This is a genomic window from Vreelandella nigrificans, from assembly GCF_002374315.1.
In the GTDB taxonomy this organism is placed as follows: Bacteria; Pseudomonadota; Gammaproteobacteria; order Pseudomonadales; family Halomonadaceae; genus Vreelandella; species Vreelandella nigrificans.
In genome coordinates this window covers 1-20,161 of record NZ_NWUX01000029.1, presented here as the reverse complement: position 1 = coordinate 20,161, position 20,161 = coordinate 1, and the positions used below count along the sequence as shown (strand labels likewise).

Sequence of the window (20,161 nt, the reverse complement as noted above, 5' to 3'; positions counted from 1 at the left end):
AGTGGGCCTTTTTAATGTTCGCTAAATGCCATGATGGTATAAAAGAAAAACATCGGGCGAGGTATGCGATTGGGCTATCGCCATACCTCGCGATGAAACGTCAACAGGCCTAGATAGCTACGGTGTGCTTACTGCTTTAATCTGTTGATAGATAGCATAATGTTCAGGTATGTTTTCAAGCTGTTCGTACATGGGTTGCACTGCCTGTTGAAAAGGCTCGATATCGACTTCATTAATCTCAACGCCAAACTCTTCAACAATTTGAGTTCTAGCATCATCGACAGCTGCCAGCCATTGTTCGGTCTGAAACTCGGTTGATTCATGAATTGCCGCCATTAGGGCGTCATGCTGTTCGTCGGAGAGTGAATCGAGTACCCGGTTACTAATGAGGATAATGTCAGGAATACGCGTGTGACCATCAAGAGAGTAGTAGTCGACAACCTCTCCATGGCGGGCAGTGGTAAGTGCAAATTCATTATTCTCTGCACCATCTAAAACACCTTGCTGCAGGGCGGTATAAACTTCTTCCTGAGCCATAACGACGGGGGAAGCTCCTAGTAGCCTCATCGTGTCAATGGCGGTTTGGCTCTGCATTACGCGGACTCTTTTACCCGCTAAATCCTCGACCGTCTCTATCGGTTGGCCTGTGGTATAAAAGTTGCGTTGCCCTGAGTCGTACCAACCAATGCCAACAAAGCCTTGACCCTCCGTTGAGCGATAGATATTACCCATGATTTCTTCGTCGTTCATAACTTGGTAAAAATGGGTTTGGTCATCAAACAGGTAGGGCATTGAAAAAACATCGTAAAGCGACGAGAAGCTGCCCATTAGCCCGCCCGAAACCTTGGTCATATCAATAGCACCTGCCTGGAGTAACTCAACCAGTTCGCTTTCACCCCCTAATTGGCTATCAGGAAAATAAGACACGCTGATAGAGCCATTGGATTTCTCTTCGACAAGCTCTCCAAAGAGGGCTAACGCGTCTTTTACAGGTTGTGAATTCTGTGCATATGCTAGTCTAAGGTTGATGTTTTCCTGGGCATGAACAGCCCCTGCGCCTAAGGAAAGTGTCGAGATCGCTACAGTTAAGATTGTTTTTACGTAGTGAGGCGTCGTCATGTTCAACTCCTTGGTTTGGTATTGTTGGTGTAGAGCGTCCTATGGACGTACTGCAGTTACAAATATGTCCGCATATACTCTGATAAGCACAAAATAGCCATGGCCTGCCCGTAAGGCATTGAAGTCAATGGGATATTTCTGTAGTAATCCAAGTCTTCTCCCATCGCTGTTCCGAAAGAAACCTGCTCCAGTTCTCCTTCTGAGTTGATGTGCTTGATGACACCTTTGATAGCTTTTTCGGCCATATTGAAATGAGCGGCATCGATATAACGCAGCCTGACTGCTTTTAAAAGACCGTATGCAAATCCCGCTGTTGCTGATGCTTCAAGGTAAGAATCAGGATCATCAAGCAAGGTATGCCAAAGGCCTGTGTCTGACTGCCACTTAATAAGCGCATCTACTTGTGACTTAAGTACTTGAATAAGATGACGGCGAAAGGCATCACTTTCTGGTAAGTCCAGCAATTCCAAAAATTCAGGGATGACAATAGTCAACCAGCTATTGCCACGCGCCCAAAGAGCATTGGCATAATTGTGGTTGCCATCGAATGTCCAGCCATGAAACCAGGCACCGGTTTGTTTATCCATTAGGTATTGAATATGAATTAAGAACTGGTATTTGGCTTCTTCCACATACTCTGGCTTATCAAGTAAGAGGCCAATTTTAGCCAGTGGGAGTACGCTCATCATTAGCGTGTCATCCCACATTTGCTGATGATTTTCGTTATTGTAAACAATGTGCTGTAAGCCCCCTTTTTCTGTACGGGGCATTTCATACATTACCCACTCCGCCCAGGCTTGCAGGTAGGGTAGCCAGTCTTTGCGGCCCGTCTCTTCATAGCGATAGGCAAGGGTTAGAAAAGGGCAAACGGTATTTACATTTTTAGTTGCTAAACGCTCATTGAACCGTTCTTTGAACCATTCATCAATAATCGTAAGGGCGTTATTATCGCCTGTCTGTTCGTAGTATTTATAAATACCGTATAGGCCAATGCCATGTGTCCACTCCCAGCCAGCCCAGCCTTTGGTATCTATGGTGCGTCCATCATCCAGGTGTAGCAGGAACTCACCTGTTTCGTCCTGTATGTTAACCAGATTATGTATGGTTTTTTTGATCAGGTCAGTAACTTCATTTTTTTCAATGAATCGCTCGCTCTGTCGTAAAAGGGAGCTGTGTTTTACGCTGAATACTTGCATAAATGTGCCTCTATAACGCTGTGTTGAGATTAAAGACCCAGAAGCCTTGGCAGGAATAGTGTTATTTCAGGGACATAGGTGATTAAAATAAGTGTTGCCATAATAACTAGATAAAAAGGTAAGAGTGGGATTATTAAGTTTTCAACTTTTTCTTTTGCAATGCCCGCACCTACAAATAAACCGGTACCCACAGGAGGAGTGATTGTTCCAATGCAAAGGTTGAAGACCATTACGATACCAAAGTGGACGGGGTCTAGGCCTATTTGTGTAGTGATCGGCAGTAGTATGGGTGTGAAAATCAATATCGCTGGGCCAATATCCATAAAACATCCGATTGCTAAGAGCATTATCGTGATAACTAACAAGACAATAACAGGATTGTCAGATAACCCAAGTATGATACCGCTTAAGGCAGTGGGAAGGCCGGTAATTGACATGGCGAATGACATTGCCGCAGAGGCTGCTAGTAAAAACATAATAACGCCAGTCGTTTCAAGCGCTTTTATAAGTGCTACCTGAAAAGACGAAAAATTGATGGTCCTATAAAAGCCGATAGTAAGCAGCATCGTGTAGATTACCGAAATAGCAGACGCTTCTACTGCCGTGAAAACGCCAAGAATAATCCCACCAATGATGATAATGATTAAAAATAAGCTGGGAAGGGCATCTGTTATTACTTTACGCACAGATGTATTGCGTAGATCAATTTTTGTTGTGTAGCCGCGAGATTTAGCGGTTATGTAGGCAACTAACATACAGCCTAGCCCCCACAAGCAGCCCGCTACTAAGCCTCCTGCAAAAAGAGCGGAAATAGATGTGCCACCACTTGCCAGCGCGAAGAGAATAAAGGCAGTGGTCGGGGGGATCAGCATACCTGTTGGTGCTGAAGCGATATTGGCCGCTGCAGAAAAGGGGCGGCTGTAGCCCTCTTTCTCGCTCATGGGGACCATTACCCCCCCAATGGACGTGGAGGCAGCAATCGCTGACCCGGAAATGGCACCAAACATCATATTGCCCATGATATTGGTATGTGCCAGCGAGCCAGGAATTCGGCCACTGAACAGTTTGGCAAAGTTAACCAGTCTTAAGGCGATACCACCGTGATTCATCAACACGCCAGAAAGAATAAAAAAGGGTACTGCCAAAAGTGTAAAGCTGTCTAAGCTGGATACCATTTTTTGGGCAGTCGTAAAAATAGCGATGTCGGGTGGCAAGGCTATTAATATGGTCGCCATGGAAGATACAGCAATACAAATGCCGATTGGCACACCAATCACCAGAAGTCCTAGGAATGTTGCTATTAATATAATGCCAGCATCTAAAATCATAGCGTATGACTCCTGGTCAAGAAGGTATTTTTATAAATAATGAGGCAGTTATTAAGGCAGTAAACAATAATGATTGCCCCCGAGACCGGAAGTGATAGATAGAGAAGTCCTTTGGGAATGTTAAGCATAGGGTAGATTTGACTCATACTGTTTGAGGTTGCTTGCATTCCACCATAAATGAGTACCACTGCAGCAAACCCTATAAATAAAAACTCCATCAAAAATTCACAGCCTAATTTCCAGTTTCCAGTTAATTTGTCAGTAATCAATGTCAAGCTGACATGCTCTCGCTGGCCTGCTACATAAGCAATTGATAGCATTGATAGCCATACCAATGAAAACCTAAGCAAAGCCTCAGATATCGTACTTGGGTTGTTGAGTACGTAGCGTGCTATTACTTGCCAACTAGCAACACCCACCATGGATATAAAAAGTAGGCAGCATATGAGCTTTAATATTTTGTCGATGATGGCGTGTATAGTTAGCATTTTAATTGCTCTTTAGATGTAAGCGGTTTTATTTTCTAATAAGCTAAAATGAATTTTTATAAATGGTACTAGGTAAAGAGAGTTATCCCCTTACCTATTTATACGCTAGAATTTATATTCATAACCAACTAGCCAAGAACTAATACGTTGGCCTGGATCCATTGCTGCATCTTCGCTGTTGCGCGCTCTTTGAACATAACCACCAAAGATAGTGTTATTAGCATTTACATTATGGAAAACAAGCAGCTCATGCTCCATGAAGTTGCGGCCACCGCTGCCAAAATCGGGGGAACGGCTTTCATGTTTGAAGTGATAGTGGGGATTGTAGAGCAGCATCCAGTCGTCATTAATGTTGTAGGTGGCATATAAGTCGATGCGACCTACACGGCTCTCAACCGCTGTTTCATGGCTGGTGTCATGTTCGTAACGATAGCGTCCTGCTAAGCCCCAGCCGTCTCCTTTGTAGCCGACCCTTACACCTGCTAAAGCACGAGTTACATTGGACCTGAATTTCGCGCCAGCTTGTGGCGTCAATGACCATCGGTTTTGTTGATCTAATTGAAAAGAGGGAAAAGAGTAATTTACAAAGGCTTCATCGTGTTTTGGCCAGCCACTCTCATGAACGCCATCTTGCCAGAACCACGATTTTTCAAACATCAAAGATGATGAGTCCTCAAATAGCCGTGTAATAGCAACTTTGGGAAGCGTTAAAGCATGATCGTTGGTCGTTTGCTCTAGCTTCATGGTCAGAATGTATTCTGCTGACCACGCAGAGCTGGAAAGCACTAGTAGGCTAGAGGCAGCCGCGATACCTGCTACCCGTCTCCCCTGGCGGAATATAGTCATGTTGTCTCCATTGTTAGTGTTATTGGATGCTGTGCCTGAACCCAAGCCGTGTGAGGCTCTGTAATAAGCTGTTAACTAATTGATCCGTTGTTCCATATTAAATGTATCAGTGTGTCTATAAAATTGAAACGGTGTTTCTTTTATACTTTGGTCGATTGGCGGCTTAATTCTGAGGGGATGGCTCAATGCAGAAGATGGTAATTAGAGGTTCTTTGGGGTAAATTCAGACCATTAGTCCATTTTTTATGAAACGAGGTGCAGGGAATATGGCCGCTTCGCAAAAGCCCGATAATGTGGCAGCCGTCATGAAGGTGTTCGCTATTCTTGAAGGGCTTGCCGAGCAACCGAGCATAGGCCTTTCTGAGCTTTCGCAGCGCTCTTTCACTTCGAAAAGTACGGCGTATCGCTTTCTTCAAACAATGAAAGAGCTGGGCTATGTCGTTCAGGAAGAGGAGTCGGAAAAATATGCCCTTACTCTTAAGCTCTTTGAGCTAGGGGGAGCAGCTCTCGAAAACGTTGATATGATTCAGTTGGCTAACACTGAAATGAGGGCGTTATCTGAAAGTACCCATGAAGCTATTCATCTAGGCGCGCTAGATGAAGATGGTCGGCACATTGTGTATCTGCATAAATATGACTCCCATTTCAACCTTTGCATGAATTCGCGTATTGGCAGACGCAGCCCCGTTTACTCTACCGCCATGGGAAAAACCTTACTGGCCTGGATGGACGAAGCTAAAGCGCAGCAAATTCTTGAAGGCATCGACTTTATCGCACGTACTCAACATACGTTAACAAGCGCAGAAGAGGTTCTGCGTGAATTGCCAGAAATTCGTAGGCTGGGTGTAGCTGAAGACCGAGAGGAAGCTGAATTGGGAGTGCGCTGCCTGTCCGTTCCTGTATTTGATAGGTTTGGTAAGGCGGTCGCGGCCATGAGTTTGTCTTTCCCCGTCGTGCGTTACGACGAGCAAAAGCGCGACGAGTATATCCAGCTACTGTTTACGGCAGGGCGGCGCGTTTCTGCCGGTCTCGGATTCCATGACTATCAATTTGGCAGCCAGCCAGACAATCACTAGCTTGGATAATGCTGTTTGAATCAAAATGGCTAACAAGGCGCCGACTCTATCGTTGGCGCCTTTTATTGAAAGGCTGTTTTTATTGGAAGGGTGTTTTTATTGATAGGATGCTCTGTTAGCGTGCGAGCCAGCCGCCATCCACTGCGAGTGTATGGCCGTGCACATAATTTGATGCGCTAGAGGCAAGAAATATAGCAGCGCCAGCGATATCTTCGGGTGTGCCCCAGTGGCCAGCAGGGATACGATTCAAAATTTCCTTGCTGCGCTCAGGGTCATTTCTCAACGCCTCGGTATTATTGGTAGCCATATAGCCAGGGGCAATGGCATTAACGTTGATGCCTTGTGAGGCCCATTCATTTGCCATTAGTCGAGTCAGGCCCAGTAAACCGCTTTTTGAGGCGGTATACGAAGGAACACGTATGCCGCCTTGAAAGGATAGCATTGAGGCAATATTGATGATTTTCCCCTGACGTTGCTTATTAATGCATGCACGAGCAAATGCCTGGGAGAGAAAGAAGAGGCTTTTGAGGTTTACATCCAGAACATCATCCCAATCTTGCTCAGTAAACGCTAATGCGTCGGCACGACGAATAATACCGGCGTTGTTAACCAATATGTCCGCAGTGCCAAACTGTTCTTCGGTTTTCTGTAGGATCTCAGCAATGGGGGCTGTGCTTCCCAAGTCCGCTTCAATGGCTAGAAACTGCACTCCTAGCGCTTCAACTTGTCGTTGAGTTTCTTCGGGTGGGCGTCGGTTAACGCCAACAATATTGCAGCCAGCCTCGGCAAGGCCTAGCGCCATACCTTGCCCAAGACCAGTGTTGCAACCGGTAATAATGGCTGTCTTACCGCTTAGATCGAAAAGCGTATTTTTCATGGTTCCTCCTGACGCTTTAGCGTAAGTCATCCATCGCAATATGATCCATATCGGAGAAGGTTTGATTTTCACCCGCCATCGCCCAGATAAAGGTGTAGCGTCCCGTGCCAACACCGGAGTGTATGGACCAACTGGGTGAAAGGGCGACTTGCCGGTTGCGGACGATCAAGTGACGCGTTTCCTGTGGCTCTCCCATCATATGGAAGACCACGCTATCGTCAGCCATATCGAAATAAAAGTAGGCTTCCATGCGTCGCTCATGAGTATGGCAAGGCATGGTGTTCCATAAACTGCCTTCCTCAAGACGTGTCATGCCCATTAGTAATTGGCAGGTCGGGAGTACGTCAGGCACTAAATATTTATAGATGGTGCGCTCATTGCTATTCGCGGCATTGCCTAGCGTTTGGGGAGACGCTTCATCCAATGTGACTCTACGAGTAGGGTACTTCTGGTGGGCAGGAGTGCAGCAGATATAAAAAACGGCAGGGTTGGTGGTGTCGGTACTTTCAAACTGAACTTCGCGGCTTTCTTTGCCGATATACAGCGCTTCGTGTGTATTTACGGAGTACAGCGTGCCATCTACAGTAATTTTTCCCGGCCCACCGATATTAATAGTGCCCAGTTCACGGCGCTCTAGAAAGTAATCGGTACCGGTGTGCTTACACATGGATGTGGATATCTGGACGGGGGCATCAACCGGTATCACACCGCCCACGATGAGCCGATCTAGGTGGCTATATACCAGCGTCAGCTTATTCTGGATGAATAACTCTTCAATTAAGAATTGGTCACGTAGCCCTTGGGTGTCTAGTTGCTTCGCATGTTCACTGTGGATTGCTTGACGAAATTCCATGAATACTCCGAACCGTTGTTGTCTTAAAAAAGAAATGATGGTTCAAAATAACAAGACCTTGGTTTTTTTTCAATGTGAAGTGAGGGGATGCTCTCGCGGTCGTGGAGTATTTATTAGTAGTAGGTGGGTGTGAATACACAAAAAAGCCCCGGCCACTTCCTGTGGCCGGGGCGTTGGCTATGTCAGTCTGCTCCCGCAGTGTGGACAGTTTTCATGGGCATCGCGGGTATCAGCCTGACGGCGCTGGGTGAGGCTACTTGGCTCATTAACGCCGTGAATCGATATCAGCTGGCCCTGTTCCCAACGTAAGCCGATATCTTTTAATAGATGCGAGTTGTGAAAGCGTGGGTCTAGGTATAAACGCCGCTGAGTACGGCGTTGCTTTAGAGTATTTAGTAATTTGCGGGTAAGTGTTGCGATTGCCATTGCGTTGGTCTCCTGGGTTAGGAGGCCGGGCATTGTCGCAATCAGGAAATATCAAAGGTAACGATACAACACTTGGCCGCGACACTTGCCGCGGCCAATTTTCTCTCTACTTCTCTGGCGCGCGACAATAATAAGCTGATACCGCATTATTAATAATGCGATGCAGCTTATTCATTCGTGTCGCGGGGATTTGCCAGCGCATGATGAGGTCTCTGAAAAAGTTTTACTTTGAGAATGTCTCGTTAATAAAAGCAAGCTACCTTTCGAAGGTAACTTTAATCTTTTAACCGATGCTTATTTGTTCGTCAACCGTTAAGTTAACGGTAACCCTTAGCTTGAAGCCGAAACAGTGTTGCATATCGACCATTACTCTCAAGTAACTCTTCATGGGTACCGCGCTCAATGATGCCTCCTTGATCAATCACAATGATCTGGTCTGCACTGCGTACGGTGGAGAAGCGGTGGGAGATTAATATCGTCATTTTATTGCGACTGTGTTCGCGAAAACGTGCGAATACTTCTGCTTCCGCAGCAGCATCCATTGCCGCAGTAGGCTCATCTAACACTAGAATATCGGCGTTTTCGCGCATATAAGCACGGGATAGGGCAATCTTTTGCCACTGGCCACCCGAGAGTTCCTGGCCATTTTTAAACCAGCGCCCTAGCTGTGTTTGGTAGCCATTAGGCATGCGCACAATAAAGTCATCCGCCATGCCGTTATGAGCTGCTTGTTGCCAGCGTTGCTTATCGTCAAAGGCTTGGGTGTCGCCGACTCCAAGGTTTTCACCAACGGAGAGTTGGTAGCGTACAAAATCTTGGAAAATAACCCCAACCCTTGCCCGTAATGCCTGAGTGTCCCAATGCTTTAGATCGCTACCATCCAGCAAAATACGTCCTGTGGTTGGATGGTAGAGCCGCGTTAGTAGCTTAATCAGCGTGGTTTTACCCGAGCCGTTTTCCCCAACCAGCGCAATACTTTTGCCTGGGGCTAAATGCAACGAAATATCGTGTAATACCTCGCTACCTCCAGGATATGAAAAGCTAACGTGCTCAAAGCGTAGCCCATCACCCGGTGCTACTCCTTGGGTCAGGTGACCCGCTTCGGCATTGGTTGGTTGCTCAAGATACTCGTACAAATTGGATAGGTAGAGGTTATCTTCGTACATACCGCTTATGGCTGTCAGGCTTGCTGAAAGTGCTGCCTGCCCCTGCTTGAAGACCATTAAGTACATGGTCATTTGGCCTAGCGTCAGTGCTCCTGCGATCGTTTCGATCACTACCCAGCCGTAGGCGGCGTAAAAGCTTAAAGTGCCGAGCAGGCCTAGCAAAAAGCCCCAGCTTTCACGACGTATCGTTAACCGACGGTCCTCTGCAAAGAGTTGGGTAAAGATATCGCGATAACGTTTAAGAAAGAGACTCTCAAGACCAAACAGCTTGACCTCTTTAATGCTGTCCTCACGGGCCAATACTGTTTCAAGATATATCTGCATACGGGTTTGCGGTGAACGCCAGCGAAATAGCTTAAATGCATCACCCGAGAATTTGGCTTCTGAGAGAAACACTGGCAGGGCACCAGCTACCAAGATCAGTAATGCCCAAGGCGAAAACTGTATCAGCAATACTCCGAAGCTTCCCAGCGAGATAGCATTTTGCAGCAGCCCAAAGGTTTTGTTCACCAGTGCAAGCGGTCGTGTAGACGCTTCACGCCGTGCCCGGGTGAGCTGGTCGTAGAGTTCTGAGTCTTCAAACTGGCTGAGTGATAACTGGCCCGCTTTCTCCAGGATCATCACGTTGACCTTTTGGCCCAGCATTGCCCGTAGCAGTGACTGTTGGGCTGAAAGGCCACGCTGAGCCAGTGCTATTAAGCCAATAATAAGTGCTTCTATAAACACCAGCTTTAACACCGGTGTAATGGACACTAGCAGGTTGGGATCAGTGGCTGCTTGATGAGTCTCCATGGCACTCACTACGCCATCTACTATCAACTGGCCAACCCACGCTGCCACTGCGGGAAGCACGCCAGCGACTAGTGTGCATAGCGCTAGGCCCAGCATCATCCAGTGCGAGGTTTCCCAAACAAGTGCAAGCGCACGACGGCTGTAGCGAAACACGCCAACAAAGCCGCTGAAGGGAGAGATTGCGGAAGAGGGTGGTGTCATTGGTTAACAACATAGCACGAAAAAGTGGCTGCTATGATGCGATGCTTTGATGTTGATAGCCAGCCTACTGAAGTGCAGTGGGTAAACTGCAGCGCAGTAGGCATGAGAAGGCAGCTTTAGGGAAGGTTAAAAAGGCAGAACAGCGCCATCGGTGCGCGGTTCGGTACCGCCTTGTAGAACCCCTGTGTCAGGGTTGCGCAGAATAATCTGGCCTCGCCCAAAGCTGATGGAGTCGGCCACTTTTACAATATGGTGCCCGCGACGTGCTAATGCCAGGGCAACGTGGTTGGGGAAGTCGGCTTCTACCTCAATGGTTCTGCCTTTGGTCCACTTCCAGCGCGGCATATCGAGCGCTGCCTGAGGGTTTAAATGATCCTCCAGCATAGCCGTCACCACTTGCACATGGCCTTGAGGCTGCATATAGCCACCCATCACGCCAAACGGCCCAACGGCTTGGTTATCTTTGGTGATAAATCCAGGGATAATGGTGTGGTAGGTGCGTTTGCCGGGCGCCAAGACATTGGGATGCTGCGGATCTAATGAGAACGACCAGCCACGGTTTTGCAGGCTAATGCCAGTACCTGGTACCACGATGCCTGAGCCAAAGCCTTCAAAATTGCTTTGAATGAATGACACCATATTGCCTTCATCGTCAGCTGTTGCCAGATAAACAGTGCCCCCCTTCAGTGGGTTGCCGTGGATAGGGTCAATGGCCTCTTCTCCAATTAGAGCTGCACGCTGCGCGAGGTAATCCGTGGAGAGTATCTGCTCTACGCTGGGCTTCATTGATGAGGATTCAGTGATGTAGTGCAAGCCGTCTACGTATCCTAGTTTTGTTGCCTCGATACGGCGGTGAATGGCCTCCACACTATCTTTTGATTCAGCGCCCAATGACTCAAGGATGCCCAGCGCTTCAAGCACAATCAAGCCGCTACCATTGGGTGGAATCTCCCAAATATCATGGCCACGAAAGCGAACGCTGATAGGTTTGACCCATTCAGGTTTAAATGCTTGTAAATCCTCTTTACGTAAAAAACCGCCATGCTGTCGTGAAAAGGCATCCATCGCATCCGCTAAACTTCCTTGATAGAACGCCTCAGCATGGCTATTGGCAATTTCACGTAGCGTTCTTGCCATATCAGGAGAGCGCCAGATATCACCAGCTTTAGGTGCGTGCCCGTTTGGCGCGAAGTGGGTAAACCAGGGGGAAAACTCTTCTGTTCCGTATTGGCTATAGCGCTTAACGGCTTGCTCCCATAGCAGGCTAGCCACCGGCGATACAGCAAAACCGTTTTCAGCTAACTCTATTGCTGGCGCTAATAACTGTTCGAAAGGCAGTTTGCCAAAACGCTCTGACAGCGCTGCCCAGGCACCAGGGGCTCCAGGTACGGTGACCGGTACTAATCCATGGGCAGGCATTTCACTATGGCCCAGGGCCTTGACAGCATCGTGCGAAATGCTCTTGGGAGCAGGGCCGCTAGCATTAAGGCCGTGCAATTCATCTTTTACCCATACTAGCGCAAATGCGTCGCTGCCAATCCCGTTAGAGGTTGGTTCGACCACTGTTAAGGCGGCTGCGGTGGCAATGGCAGCATCAATGGCATTGCCTCCTTTACGTAAGGTGTCGATACCTATTTGAGCGGCAATTGACTGAGAAGTCGCTACCATACCGCGTTTGCCAAAGGTAACCATGCGGCGGGAAGTGGCGGGATAATAGTGTGGATCAGTATGCATGAGCGTTCCTATTCAGGTGTGGCGCCAAGGCGCTGGGCCAATAAACGGCGCTGTTTCATATAGCTATAAATACTGTAAACAATGGAAATAACCGCTAGGGCAAGCAGTAATGCTGATATGGGCCTGGTGAAAAAGAGTGTCCAGTCGGCGCTGGTTTGGAAAGCCCTGCGTAAATTAGTTTCTGCTATGGGGCCAAGTACCACGCCAAGGACAAGGGGGGCGAGGGGGTAATCCAGCTTCTTTAACAGATAGCCAACGGTGCCTATGCAAGCGAGTAGATAGAGGTCCGATAAGCGATTGTTTAGGGTGTAAGTCCCAATTGCACAGCAGGCTAGGACGACGGGGACGACAATATACTTAGGCACGTTTAATAGGCGTAAAAATGCGCGCATTAAAATCACACCGATAAACAGCATGAATATTGAGGCAATCGCCATAGCAATAAACATGCTGTACACCAAGTCAGGGTAGTCAAGGATCAGGCGTGGGCCAATGCTGATGCCATGAACCATTATGGCAGCCATTAACACCGCATCCGCGGGTGACCCCGGTATACCCAACGCAATCAGTGGAATCATACTGCCGCCAACTGTTGATGAGTTACCAGACTCAGAAGCCACTACCCCTTGAGGCTCACCTTTGCCAAAGGTTTCGGGGTGCTTAGATGCTCGCTTAGCTTGGTCATAAGCTAATAAATTAGAGATTGAGCTGCCTGCGCCAGGAACAGCCCCAATAAATACGCCAATCAATGATGAACGAATAACGTTAACTGGCTTTAAGATAATATCTTTTACTGTTTGCAAAAGGTGTGGGCGCATATCGCCACTGATTAATGTTCCTGAAGATTGATTCGTCCCACCTTTGGATTCTAGCTCTGAAAGCAGCTGGCTCATGGCATACATGCCAATTAAAACAACTAAAAATGGCACCCCAGCCGTCAGGATTTCGTAGCCAAAGGTAAAGCGCTCTCGTCCCATTAAAGGGTCGGGCCCAATGGTAGCAATGCCAATGCCTATAAGGCCTGCAATTAACCCTCGAATAAGAGAATCACCCACTAAGCTGGCTATGATGGTTAACGCAAAAACAATAAGCGCAAAATACTCCCAAGGCCCCAATTTTACTGCTAAAAGTGCGAGTGGTGGGGCTGCAACGATTAGCACGATAATAGAGATAATTGAACCAATAAAGGAGGCAAATAATCCTAAAGACAGTGCCTTACCAGGATTGCCTTGCCTAGCCATGGGAAAGGCATCAAAGGTTGTAGCAACTGATGAAGGGGTGCCTGGTATACCTAGCAGGGCTGCGCTAAATAACCCTCCACTTAAGCCACCTACGTAGACAGAAAGCATCACAGCAATACCCTGCATCGGCGGCATGGCGAATGTAAGGGGTAAGGTCAATACAATGGCCATTGTAATGGTAAAGCCGGGTATGGCCGCGGCTACGATGCCTGCAAAGGTTGCCACTGCCATTAGCAATAGCGTATAGGGTTCAGTGACACCCCCTAGCGCGATGAGAAAAGCGTCAGTCATAGTTCACCTTACCATCTGGCTCGGGGGAGATAGATGCTGAAGACCTCTGAAAACAGATAATAAGGTCCAGCTGAGAAAAGGATAGCAACAGCTACTGCAATGAGTAGTGTAATAAGCTGTCTGGGGGCTAGATAAAGCTGTGCGATAAGCAGATAAGTAAAAGTGCTGACGATGAATCCCGCAACAGGCATAGCAATCATATAAGCTATAAACAACACTAGATTGATGATTACTGTTTTCAAAGCGATAAGCTTATGCCAAGCATGTTTTAGAGATGTTCGAGGTAATCCATGCTTCACAATTTCAGCAATAACCGCTAATCCACACAGAGCAGCAATGCTGAAAAAAATAATTTGTGGAAAAGTGCCCGCACTCATAGGTTCCCAACGAGAGGCCGGCAAAGAGCCGGCCTTGAAAGCCATGAATAAAGCACCGAGGGAGATGACAAGATAAGACAGCATTTGTAATACAGGAATTAGCGCTGCCTCTGAACTTCTACGCTCCATAATGGCCTCCTATTAATGCAATCATTACCTTAGTCAAGGAGATGGGCGTTATTTTCAATAATTTCATTATTGCGCTCTAGGTAAGCAATGTAGTCCTCGCGATTGAGGTAACGTACACTCCCCCCGACGTTCTCGATATCCGTTTGGAAGTCTTCACTTTCTGCGACATTCGCCAGAGCACTTTCCAGCGTTGCAATAACGGATTCAGGAGTACCTTTGGGCACCACAATTCCACGGGTCACTAAAAACTCTAGGTCATGTCCCAGCTCTTGAAGTGTCGGGATATCAGGTAGCTCTTCAATGCGCTCATTGGTAGCGGCTGCTAATACATTCATATCGCCGTTTTCTACAAAAGCGCGGGCAGAGAAATAATCTTCAATTGCAACTGTGATGTGCCCGCCTGCTAGTGCACGTAGCCTTTCCCCAGTTCCTTCATAGCCTACGTAGCCAAACTGAGTGTTGGTTGATTCTTCAAACTGTACTGCCCATAAGTGAGGAATCCCACCGAGGGTTACACCCATACGGTACTCACCAGGACGTGAGGTAACATCTTCGAGCATATCGTCGAGTGTTTCCCAGCCTGTATCGGCATTAACAACAATGACTGAATTATCACTGGTCATCATTGAGACAGCATCAAAGTCATCCCAATTTAGCTCGGTAACTCCAGAGTGATGCGCTATTAATAAGCCTTCATGTATTTGAGTAATCGTATATCCATCATTATCCCGCCGAGAAGCTTCTCGCAAACCTACTGTGCCACTAGCTCCAGGCATATTAATAACCGGTATAGCCTGTCCCAGCTCTTTTTCTAAGTGCCTGCTAACTAGTCTCATTAGTAGATCGCTGCCGCCACCAGGTCCCCACGGCACTATAAACTCAATCGGTTTATTAGGATAATTGTCAGCGGCTGTCGCAAACGCTGGAATGGAAAATGCTGCTGCTAAAGCAGCGGTGGTAAATAGTGATTTGAGTGTCATTGGTTACCCCATTAATAATGTTTGAATTGTTGTAAGCTACGGCGTTTTTCACTCTGGTGAATGCTTGCTGTTTAGTATTATTTTTTAAATCTTATTATGGAATAATCAGCCCTCCATAAACCAAAGCACCCATTACCACAAAAGCAGGGTGCGTTTTGAAGCGGATAAGCGCGACAGCGGCCACTACGCCGATAATCAACGTATGGATAGCTCCACTGCTGTTGAGGCTTTCAAGTAGAAAACCCAGGGTTAACCAAGCCATCATCATGGCAATCACTGGGCGTACCCATTGGCTCATACGCTTTACTCGGGGAGAGTCGCGGTGGCGATAAAGCAGCCCTAATGCCCCTATCATCAGTAGTAACGACGGAACCACCGTGGCGGAAATAGCCACGAACGCGCCGCCGATGCCTGCAACTTCGTAGCCTACATAGCCTGCCATTTTGGTCGCGATAGGGCTGGGCAGGGCGTTACCCAAAGCCAAGGTCTCAGCAAATCCTTGAGAGCTCATCCAGCCATAACGACTAACCACTTCAGCTTCGATGAGAGGGATAATTGCCGGGCCACCGCCGTAGCCAATAATGTTAGGAATAAAGAACGCTAAGAAGAGCTCCCAGTAGATCATGCAGAACCCTCCGCATGCTTTCTACTCGTTGGGCGCAGTAGGGCGGAGAGTAGGATGGCGCCAATTACCCAGCCAGGATGCACGCCTAACCAATAAATTAACCCGCCTGCAATTACCGCCATGAGAGCGCTTGCGAGCCAACCAAGCGCTGCCTGGGATTTGTCGAAAAAGTCCCAGGTGAGCTGTCCCATCATTATCATAACGACAGGTACTACGGCTTGGCCCATGCCACGTATCCAAGCCACATCGCGGTAGCGGCTAAAAATGCCTAACATTACAATCATTGCCACCATCATCGGTACAATCACCGCGACAACAGCCGCAATGCAGCCGCTGATGCCGCCAATCCGGTAGCCGATATAGCCAGGCATTTTTGTGGCTATCGGCCCAGGAAGCGTGTTACCAATGGCCAAAATGTCAGCAAATTCCTCATCTGTTAGCCATTGATGGCGCTTTACTACTTCGGCGTGAACCAGCGGTATCATGGAGGGACCACCACCGAAGCCGAAGATACCAACGCGGAAAAACGCCCAGAATAGCGCAGTCTGTTTCATTGGAGTGGCTCTCGGTACAAAGGCACAGCAGAAGACATATAGAAGACCATGTTTATCGTTTATGAGTTAAAAAATCGATTATTTTTGATAAAATAGAATATAAGTGAGCCTCATAAGGGGCGTCAACACCCATTTATGAAAGCTCTGTTAATGGCCGCGTTCGCGAAGGTGCGCAAAAGGACTACGGAATGAACAAACACAGTCAGCTTCCCGCGGGTACAACCTCTAGCCCAATTTACGATGTGCTGCGCAAAGACTTAGTTGGCGGCCGCTTTGCGGCAGGTGAAAAATTAGCAATTAATGCGCTTAAAGAGCACTACCAGGTAGGGCTAAGCCCATTGCGTGAGGCATTGAACAAACTGGCGGCGTATGGTTTGTTAATTCAGGAAAATCAGCGCGGTTTTAGAGTGCCAAAGCTGACCCGAGATGAGCTGGATGATATTGCGCGATTGCGTACAGAGCTTGAAGGTATGGCGCTTGAGCGTGCTATTACGCACGGCGATGCACTGTGGGAGGCCGAGCTGTTAGCGGCGGCTCATCGATTAAAGCGGGCGGATGTGTCACTGGATAAAGGAGAAGAGTGGGAACGCCTGCATACCCAGTTTCATCGTACCTTGGTGGCGCCTTGTGGCTCTGTCTGGTTACTTCGGTTTATTGAGCAGCTCCACGACCAGTTTGATAGATATCGTCGCTTGGGCCCTAAAATGCCCATTATTCGCCAAGAATTGGATGACCAGCACCATGAACTCGTTGATCTTGCATTGAGCCGAGATGCCAATGCAGCCCGTGCACTCATGGATGATCATATTCATAAGTCATATGAGGTAGCGCTGGCGCGGTTTCAGGCGCATGCCTGAAGCATTGGCTGTCTCTTGAAGGTACACTGTCCTTACAGATACGCGGGCATGTTCTAGCCGTGGTTGTAGCCACTTTAATGTAAGGTAGTAGTCGCGATGCAAGAGGCGGATCATCAGGTAGCGGAGCAGACGTTAGCATGGGTACGTACATTTATTGTGGCGCATAACATATGCCCGTTTGCTAAACGTGAACTTGAGGGCGGCACTATTCGTGTCGAGGTGGTGCGTTCGAAAAAAGTCGATGTGGCACTGGAAGAGCTTATTGCCGAAGTAGAGTGGTTGAACGAGCACCCAGAAACGGAAACCACGCTGCTGGTATTTCCCACGCTGTTTAAAAGCTTCGATCACTACCTTGATTATGTCGAGCTTGCTGAAAGCTTGCTGGCAGAGCTGGGATATGAAGGTATCTATCAGCTGGCGACCTTCCATCCAGATTACTGCTTTGCCGATGCTGAGCCTGAAGATGCGGCCAATTACACCAACCGATCGCCGTATGCGATGGTGCATTTGTTACGCGAAGCCAGTGTTGAAAAGGCGATTGAGTTTTACGGTGATACAGAGCAAATCCCCGAGCGAAATATTGCCCACTTAACCGCATTAGGCAGCGCCGCGGCTGAAGAGCAGTTGCAGCGCTGTCTTAAATAACCTGACGCCTGTTATCACGTGGTAACTACAGCGTTTTATGCATCACGTAGCAATCGATTAGGCCAAGGGATGCATGGCGGTAGGCATTAGGTATCGTGCCTACAATAGCGAACCCTAGCCGTTGCCATAGAGCGACGGCTACTTGGTTAGTGGCTACAACCGAATTAAATTGCATTGCCTCAAAACCAAGCTCACGAGCCTGCTGCTGAGAATGTTCACACATGGCGCGTGCTACGCCTTTGCCTCGTGCAGAGGGGGCCACCATGTACCCACAGTTGCACACATGGTCACCTGGGCCAGCTGCGTTGGCTTTTAGGTAGTAAGTACCAAGCAGCTGGCCACTTTTATCTTTGGCCACCCAACTGGCTTTAGGCGTAGTACACCACTGCTGATAAGCTTGCTCAAAAGTAATCTCAGGATCTATCGCATAGGTTTCTTTTGCCATAACAATGGTTTGAAAGGTCGGCCAGAAGGCAGCGAAGTCATCCTTTGTCATGGGTGTGAAGCTAAGTGTGGTCATAAGTGTTGAGAAGCTCCTGTATTTTAGGCCTTTGAATATCTGGCTGAGCGCTTACCGAGTGATGTCTGCCACTATTTCATAGCTACGCATGCGGTCATTATGATCGTAAAAGTCGCTATTGATCATCAGTTCATCAGCGCCGGTACGTTCTTGAAAGGCCTCGAGCTCTGATTTGACTGTATCTGGTCCACCAATAATCGCTGCACCTAAAAACTGGCTGACTTGTGATTGTTCAACGGGTGACCAGTCGAGCTGTTCGACGGGTGGTTGCGACTGGGTCGGCTTACCGCGGATAAGATTTAGAAACTTCTGCTGGGCGGTTGTGGCTAGGTAGTGAGCCATAGCATCATTTTCTGCTGCCATAACAGGCAGACCTACCATGGCATATGGGGTGGCCAAATGCTCCGAGGGCCGGAAGTTATCGCGATATAAGCGCAGAGCTTCAAATAGATAACCCGGCGCAAATTGGGCTGCAAAGGCAAAGGGCAGCCCAAGTTTTGCGGCCAACTGTGCGCTGTAACCACTGGAGCCCAATAGCCAGATGGGTACATGGGTACCTTGACCAGGCACTGCTTTCACACGCTGTTGTGGGTCTGGGTCGGCTAAGTAGCTGCGCAGCTCATTCAGCAGCTGCGGAAAGTCATCAACTCCCGCTTGGGCGTTACGGCGCATGGCCTGCATGGTGGCACCATCTGAGCCGGGTGCGCGGCCGAGCCCTAAATCGATACGGCCTGGGTACAGCGTTTCTAGTGTGCCAAATTGCTCGGCGATCACCAGCGGCGGATGGTTGGGCAGCATAATGCCACCGCTACCCACGCGAAGGGTAGATGTATGCCCTGCTATATGGCCGATCAGGACGGCTGTTGCCGCGCTGGCAATACCGGCAATATTATGATGTTCAGCCAGCCAATAACGGGTATAACCGAGCTGTTCTACCCGCTTTGCCAAAGCAACGCTATTATCAAAGGTTTCAGCAGCACTGCCGCCTTGGCGAATTGGTGCTAAATCCAGTACAGAAATAGCGGTGGTGGCGAGTTGGCTCATGATTCACCTGCAAGAAAAGACGTATTACACGCTAAAATAATTAGCACGCTTGGTAATAAGGCGTTATGCGGGCAGGTGCCTGCAAATGCAAGTCACAAGCGCTAGTGGATGCATTACTCTACCGGTGGGGTTGGGCGAATCAGTATCTCGTCTTACTCATTCACTGTGAAAAATTCGTCGATCAGGGAGTATTTAGAATGGTCAACCGGCGTTAATCTTACAAACTGTGCTTAGTGAGTGTTCTTTGGCTTCTTTGGTACAAGCATCGCAGAGAGGTCGAGGATGGATTGCGCCATGTCGGCCATGCTTTTGCTTTGATCCATCGACGTTTTGCGCAGAAACCGATAGGCCTCTTCTTCTGTCATCGCTTGGTGGGCCATAATCAGGCCTTTGGCACGCTCAATGAGCTTGCGTTCGCGTAGTGCTTTGCGAGTATTTTCCAGCTCATCGCTCAGGCCCTGTAGGCGTTGTGAGTGGGCGTGAGTTAACTCAATAAGTGAACGGCCAAGCGAAGAGGTTAATGCATTGGCTGTCAGGCCACCTAGAGGCTGGGTATCGCTTAGCGCCAGCAACTGTTCACAAGGGGCAGGGGTGTATCGGTAAGGTTGTGCATTGAGCTGCTCAAGGTCGTTCTGCGCTTGGGCGATTTTACGGTGACACAAGGCGGCTAGCTGCGAGTTAAGACTATCTTCAACCTCTTTTATGCTATCGATACGTTGTGAACTGGTCTAATTGGAGCGGACACCCCGGTAAGCCTCATACTGGAGGCATTGGAGGTGTTCATGACCAAGAAAAC

The 20,161-nt window shown here is 48.3% G+C and carries 21 protein-coding genes; 3 read left to right on the top strand and 18 right to left on the bottom strand.

The window, feature by feature from the left end:
• Positions 1-117 precede the first annotated feature (117 nt).
• From CPA45_RS20420 to CPA45_RS20400, 5 genes are all read right to left on the bottom strand, one after another.
• Complete coding sequence (locus CPA45_RS20420; RefSeq protein ID WP_096654798.1) at positions 118-1,119, bottom strand: TRAP transporter substrate-binding protein; 1,002 nt, start codon at positions 1,117-1,119, stop codon at positions 118-120.
• Positions 1,120-1,175: 56 nt separating this feature from the next.
• A complete protein-coding gene (gene bglB, locus CPA45_RS20415) occupies positions 1,176-2,315 on the bottom strand; it encodes a beta-galactosidase BglB (protein ID WP_096654796.1) in 1,140 nt (379 codons plus the stop codon).
• A gap of 29 nt (positions 2,316-2,344) precedes the next feature.
• Entirely contained in the window at positions 2,345-3,643 is a 1,299-nt protein-coding gene (locus CPA45_RS20410) for a TRAP transporter large permease (protein WP_096654794.1), read from the bottom strand.
• Complete coding sequence (locus tag CPA45_RS20405) at positions 3,640-4,131, bottom strand: TRAP transporter small permease (RefSeq protein ID WP_096654792.1); 492 nt, start codon at positions 4,129-4,131, stop codon at positions 3,640-3,642. The genes CPA45_RS20410 and CPA45_RS20405 overlap by 4 nt, the downstream gene beginning before the upstream one ends.
• Positions 4,132-4,236: 105 nt before the next feature.
• The gene (locus tag CPA45_RS20400) at positions 4,237-4,875 is read right to left on the bottom strand and encodes an oligogalacturonate-specific porin KdgM family protein (protein ID WP_208858568.1); all 639 of its coding nucleotides are present in this window, start codon (positions 4,873-4,875) and stop codon (positions 4,237-4,239) included.
• Positions 4,876-5,243: 368 nt separating this feature from the next.
• Between CPA45_RS20400 and kdgR the strand changes: the two genes are divergently transcribed.
• Positions 5,244-6,053 (top strand): DNA-binding transcriptional regulator KdgR, encoded by an 810-nt coding sequence (gene kdgR / locus CPA45_RS20395; RefSeq protein WP_096654788.1) that lies wholly within the window; start codon positions 5,244-5,246, stop codon positions 6,051-6,053.
• Positions 6,054-6,168: 115 nt separating this feature from the next.
• On the opposite strand, the gene kduD is transcribed toward kdgR, so the two are convergent.
• The 10 genes from kduD to CPA45_RS20345 form a co-directional block, all read right to left on the bottom strand.
• Complete coding sequence (gene kduD / locus CPA45_RS20390) at positions 6,169-6,930, bottom strand: 2-dehydro-3-deoxy-D-gluconate 5-dehydrogenase KduD (protein ID WP_096654786.1); 762 nt, start codon at positions 6,928-6,930, stop codon at positions 6,169-6,171.
• Between the two features lie 16 nt (positions 6,931-6,946).
• Positions 6,947-7,783 (bottom strand): 5-dehydro-4-deoxy-D-glucuronate isomerase, encoded by an 837-nt coding sequence (kduI, locus tag CPA45_RS20385; protein ID WP_096654784.1) that lies wholly within the window; start codon positions 7,781-7,783, stop codon positions 6,947-6,949.
• Positions 7,784-7,960: 177 nt separating this feature from the next.
• Positions 7,961-8,209, bottom strand: a complete 249-nt coding sequence (locus CPA45_RS20380) for a hypothetical protein (RefSeq protein WP_096654782.1) — start codon at positions 8,207-8,209, stop codon at positions 7,961-7,963.
• 317 nt (positions 8,210-8,526) lie between these two features.
• Positions 8,527-10,368 (bottom strand): ABC transporter ATP-binding protein, encoded by a 1,842-nt coding sequence (locus tag CPA45_RS20375; RefSeq protein WP_096654780.1) that lies wholly within the window; start codon positions 10,366-10,368, stop codon positions 8,527-8,529.
• 126 nt (positions 10,369-10,494) lie between these two features.
• Positions 10,495-12,102, bottom strand: coding sequence for a gamma-glutamyltransferase family protein (locus CPA45_RS20370; protein WP_096654778.1), 1,608 nt, complete (start codon positions 12,100-12,102; stop codon positions 10,495-10,497).
• 8 nt (positions 12,103-12,110) lie between these two features.
• Positions 12,111-13,634, bottom strand: coding sequence for a tripartite tricarboxylate transporter permease (locus CPA45_RS20365; protein ID WP_096654776.1), 1,524 nt, complete (start codon positions 13,632-13,634; stop codon positions 12,111-12,113).
• A gap of 8 nt (positions 13,635-13,642) precedes the next feature.
• Positions 13,643-14,140 (bottom strand): tripartite tricarboxylate transporter TctB family protein, encoded by a 498-nt coding sequence (locus CPA45_RS20360; RefSeq protein WP_096654774.1) that lies wholly within the window; start codon positions 14,138-14,140, stop codon positions 13,643-13,645.
• A gap of 29 nt (positions 14,141-14,169) precedes the next feature.
• The gene (locus CPA45_RS20355; protein ID WP_096654772.1) at positions 14,170-15,120 is read right to left on the bottom strand and encodes a tripartite tricarboxylate transporter substrate binding protein; all 951 of its coding nucleotides are present in this window, start codon (positions 15,118-15,120) and stop codon (positions 14,170-14,172) included.
• Between the two features lie 94 nt (positions 15,121-15,214).
• Positions 15,215-15,745 (bottom strand): chromate transporter, encoded by a 531-nt coding sequence (locus tag CPA45_RS20350; protein ID WP_096654770.1) that lies wholly within the window; start codon positions 15,743-15,745, stop codon positions 15,215-15,217.
• On the bottom strand, positions 15,742-16,299 hold the full coding sequence (locus CPA45_RS20345) for a chromate transporter (RefSeq protein ID WP_096654768.1): 558 nt from the start codon (positions 16,297-16,299) through the stop codon (positions 15,742-15,744). Before CPA45_RS20345 ends, CPA45_RS20350 begins: the two co-directional genes overlap by 4 nt.
• Before the next feature lie 188 nt (positions 16,300-16,487).
• Here CPA45_RS20345 and CPA45_RS20340 point away from each other — a divergent pair, with 188 nt between their 5' ends.
• Both CPA45_RS20340 and CPA45_RS20335 read left to right on the top strand, forming a co-directional pair.
• The gene (locus CPA45_RS20340; RefSeq protein ID WP_096654766.1) at positions 16,488-17,156 is read left to right on the top strand and encodes a GntR family transcriptional regulator; all 669 of its coding nucleotides are present in this window, start codon (positions 16,488-16,490) and stop codon (positions 17,154-17,156) included.
• 96 nt (positions 17,157-17,252) lie between these two features.
• On the top strand, positions 17,253-17,801 hold the full coding sequence (locus CPA45_RS20335) for a DUF1415 domain-containing protein (RefSeq protein ID WP_096654764.1): 549 nt from the start codon (positions 17,253-17,255) through the stop codon (positions 17,799-17,801).
• Positions 17,802-17,826: 25 nt separating this feature from the next.
• Here CPA45_RS20335 and CPA45_RS20330 read toward each other — a convergent pair whose 3' ends face one another.
• The 3 genes from CPA45_RS20330 to CPA45_RS20320 form a co-directional block, all read right to left on the bottom strand.
• Complete coding sequence (locus CPA45_RS20330) at positions 17,827-18,321, bottom strand: GNAT family N-acetyltransferase (RefSeq protein ID WP_096654762.1); 495 nt, start codon at positions 18,319-18,321, stop codon at positions 17,827-17,829.
• Positions 18,322-18,372: 51 nt separating this feature from the next.
• Entirely contained in the window at positions 18,373-19,365 is a 993-nt protein-coding gene (locus tag CPA45_RS20325; protein WP_096654760.1) for an LLM class flavin-dependent oxidoreductase, read from the bottom strand.
• 230 nt (positions 19,366-19,595) lie between these two features.
• Positions 19,596-20,027: an ANTAR domain-containing response regulator gene (locus tag CPA45_RS20320; RefSeq protein ID WP_244287669.1), complete on the bottom strand. Its 432-nt coding sequence runs from the start codon at positions 20,025-20,027 to the stop codon at positions 19,596-19,598.
• Positions 20,028-20,161: the final 134 nt, after the last annotated feature.

Coding starts and splice junctions, on each gene's coding strand:
- CPA45_RS20420 (WP_096654798.1), bottom strand. CDS start 1,119: ATGACGACGCCTCACTACGTAAAAACAATCTTAACTGTAGCGATCTCG.
- bglB (WP_096654796.1), bottom strand. CDS start 2,315: ATGCAAGTATTCAGCGTAAAACACAGCTCCCTTTTACGACAGAGCGAG.
- CPA45_RS20410 (WP_096654794.1), bottom strand. CDS start 3,643: ATGATTTTAGATGCTGGCATTATATTAATAGCAACATTCCTAGGACTT.
- CPA45_RS20405 (WP_096654792.1), bottom strand. CDS start 4,131: ATGCTAACTATACACGCCATCATCGACAAAATATTAAAGCTCATATGC.
- CPA45_RS20400 (WP_208858568.1), bottom strand. CDS start 4,875: ATGAAGCTAGAGCAAACGACCAACGATCATGCTTTAACGCTTCCCAAA.
- kdgR (WP_096654788.1), top strand. CDS start 5,244: ATGGCCGCTTCGCAAAAGCCCGATAATGTGGCAGCCGTCATGAAGGTG.
- kduD (WP_096654786.1), bottom strand. CDS start 6,930: ATGAAAAATACGCTTTTCGATCTAAGCGGTAAGACAGCCATTATTACC.
- kduI (WP_096654784.1), bottom strand. CDS start 7,783: ATGGAATTTCGTCAAGCAATCCACAGTGAACATGCGAAGCAACTAGAC.
- CPA45_RS20380 (WP_096654782.1), bottom strand. CDS start 8,209: ATGGCAATCGCAACACTTACCCGCAAATTACTAAATACTCTAAAGCAA.
- CPA45_RS20375 (WP_096654780.1), bottom strand. CDS start 10,368: ATGACACCACCCTCTTCCGCAATCTCTCCCTTCAGCGGCTTTGTTGGC.
- CPA45_RS20370 (WP_096654778.1), bottom strand. CDS start 12,102: ATGCATACTGATCCACACTATTATCCCGCCACTTCCCGCCGCATGGTT.
- CPA45_RS20365 (WP_096654776.1), bottom strand. CDS start 13,634: ATGACTGACGCTTTTCTCATCGCGCTAGGGGGTGTCACTGAACCCTAT.
- CPA45_RS20360 (WP_096654774.1), bottom strand. CDS start 14,140: ATGGAGCGTAGAAGTTCAGAGGCAGCGCTAATTCCTGTATTACAAATG.
- CPA45_RS20355 (WP_096654772.1), bottom strand. CDS start 15,120: ATGACACTCAAATCACTATTTACCACCGCTGCTTTAGCAGCAGCATTT.
- CPA45_RS20350 (WP_096654770.1), bottom strand. CDS start 15,745: ATGATCTACTGGGAGCTCTTCTTAGCGTTCTTTATTCCTAACATTATT.
- CPA45_RS20345 (WP_096654768.1), bottom strand. CDS start 16,299: ATGAAACAGACTGCGCTATTCTGGGCGTTTTTCCGCGTTGGTATCTTC.
- CPA45_RS20340 (WP_096654766.1), top strand. CDS start 16,488: ATGAACAAACACAGTCAGCTTCCCGCGGGTACAACCTCTAGCCCAATT.
- CPA45_RS20335 (WP_096654764.1), top strand. CDS start 17,253: ATGCAAGAGGCGGATCATCAGGTAGCGGAGCAGACGTTAGCATGGGTA.
- CPA45_RS20330 (WP_096654762.1), bottom strand. CDS start 18,321: ATGACCACACTTAGCTTCACACCCATGACAAAGGATGACTTCGCTGCC.
- CPA45_RS20325 (WP_096654760.1), bottom strand. CDS start 19,365: ATGAGCCAACTCGCCACCACCGCTATTTCTGTACTGGATTTAGCACCA.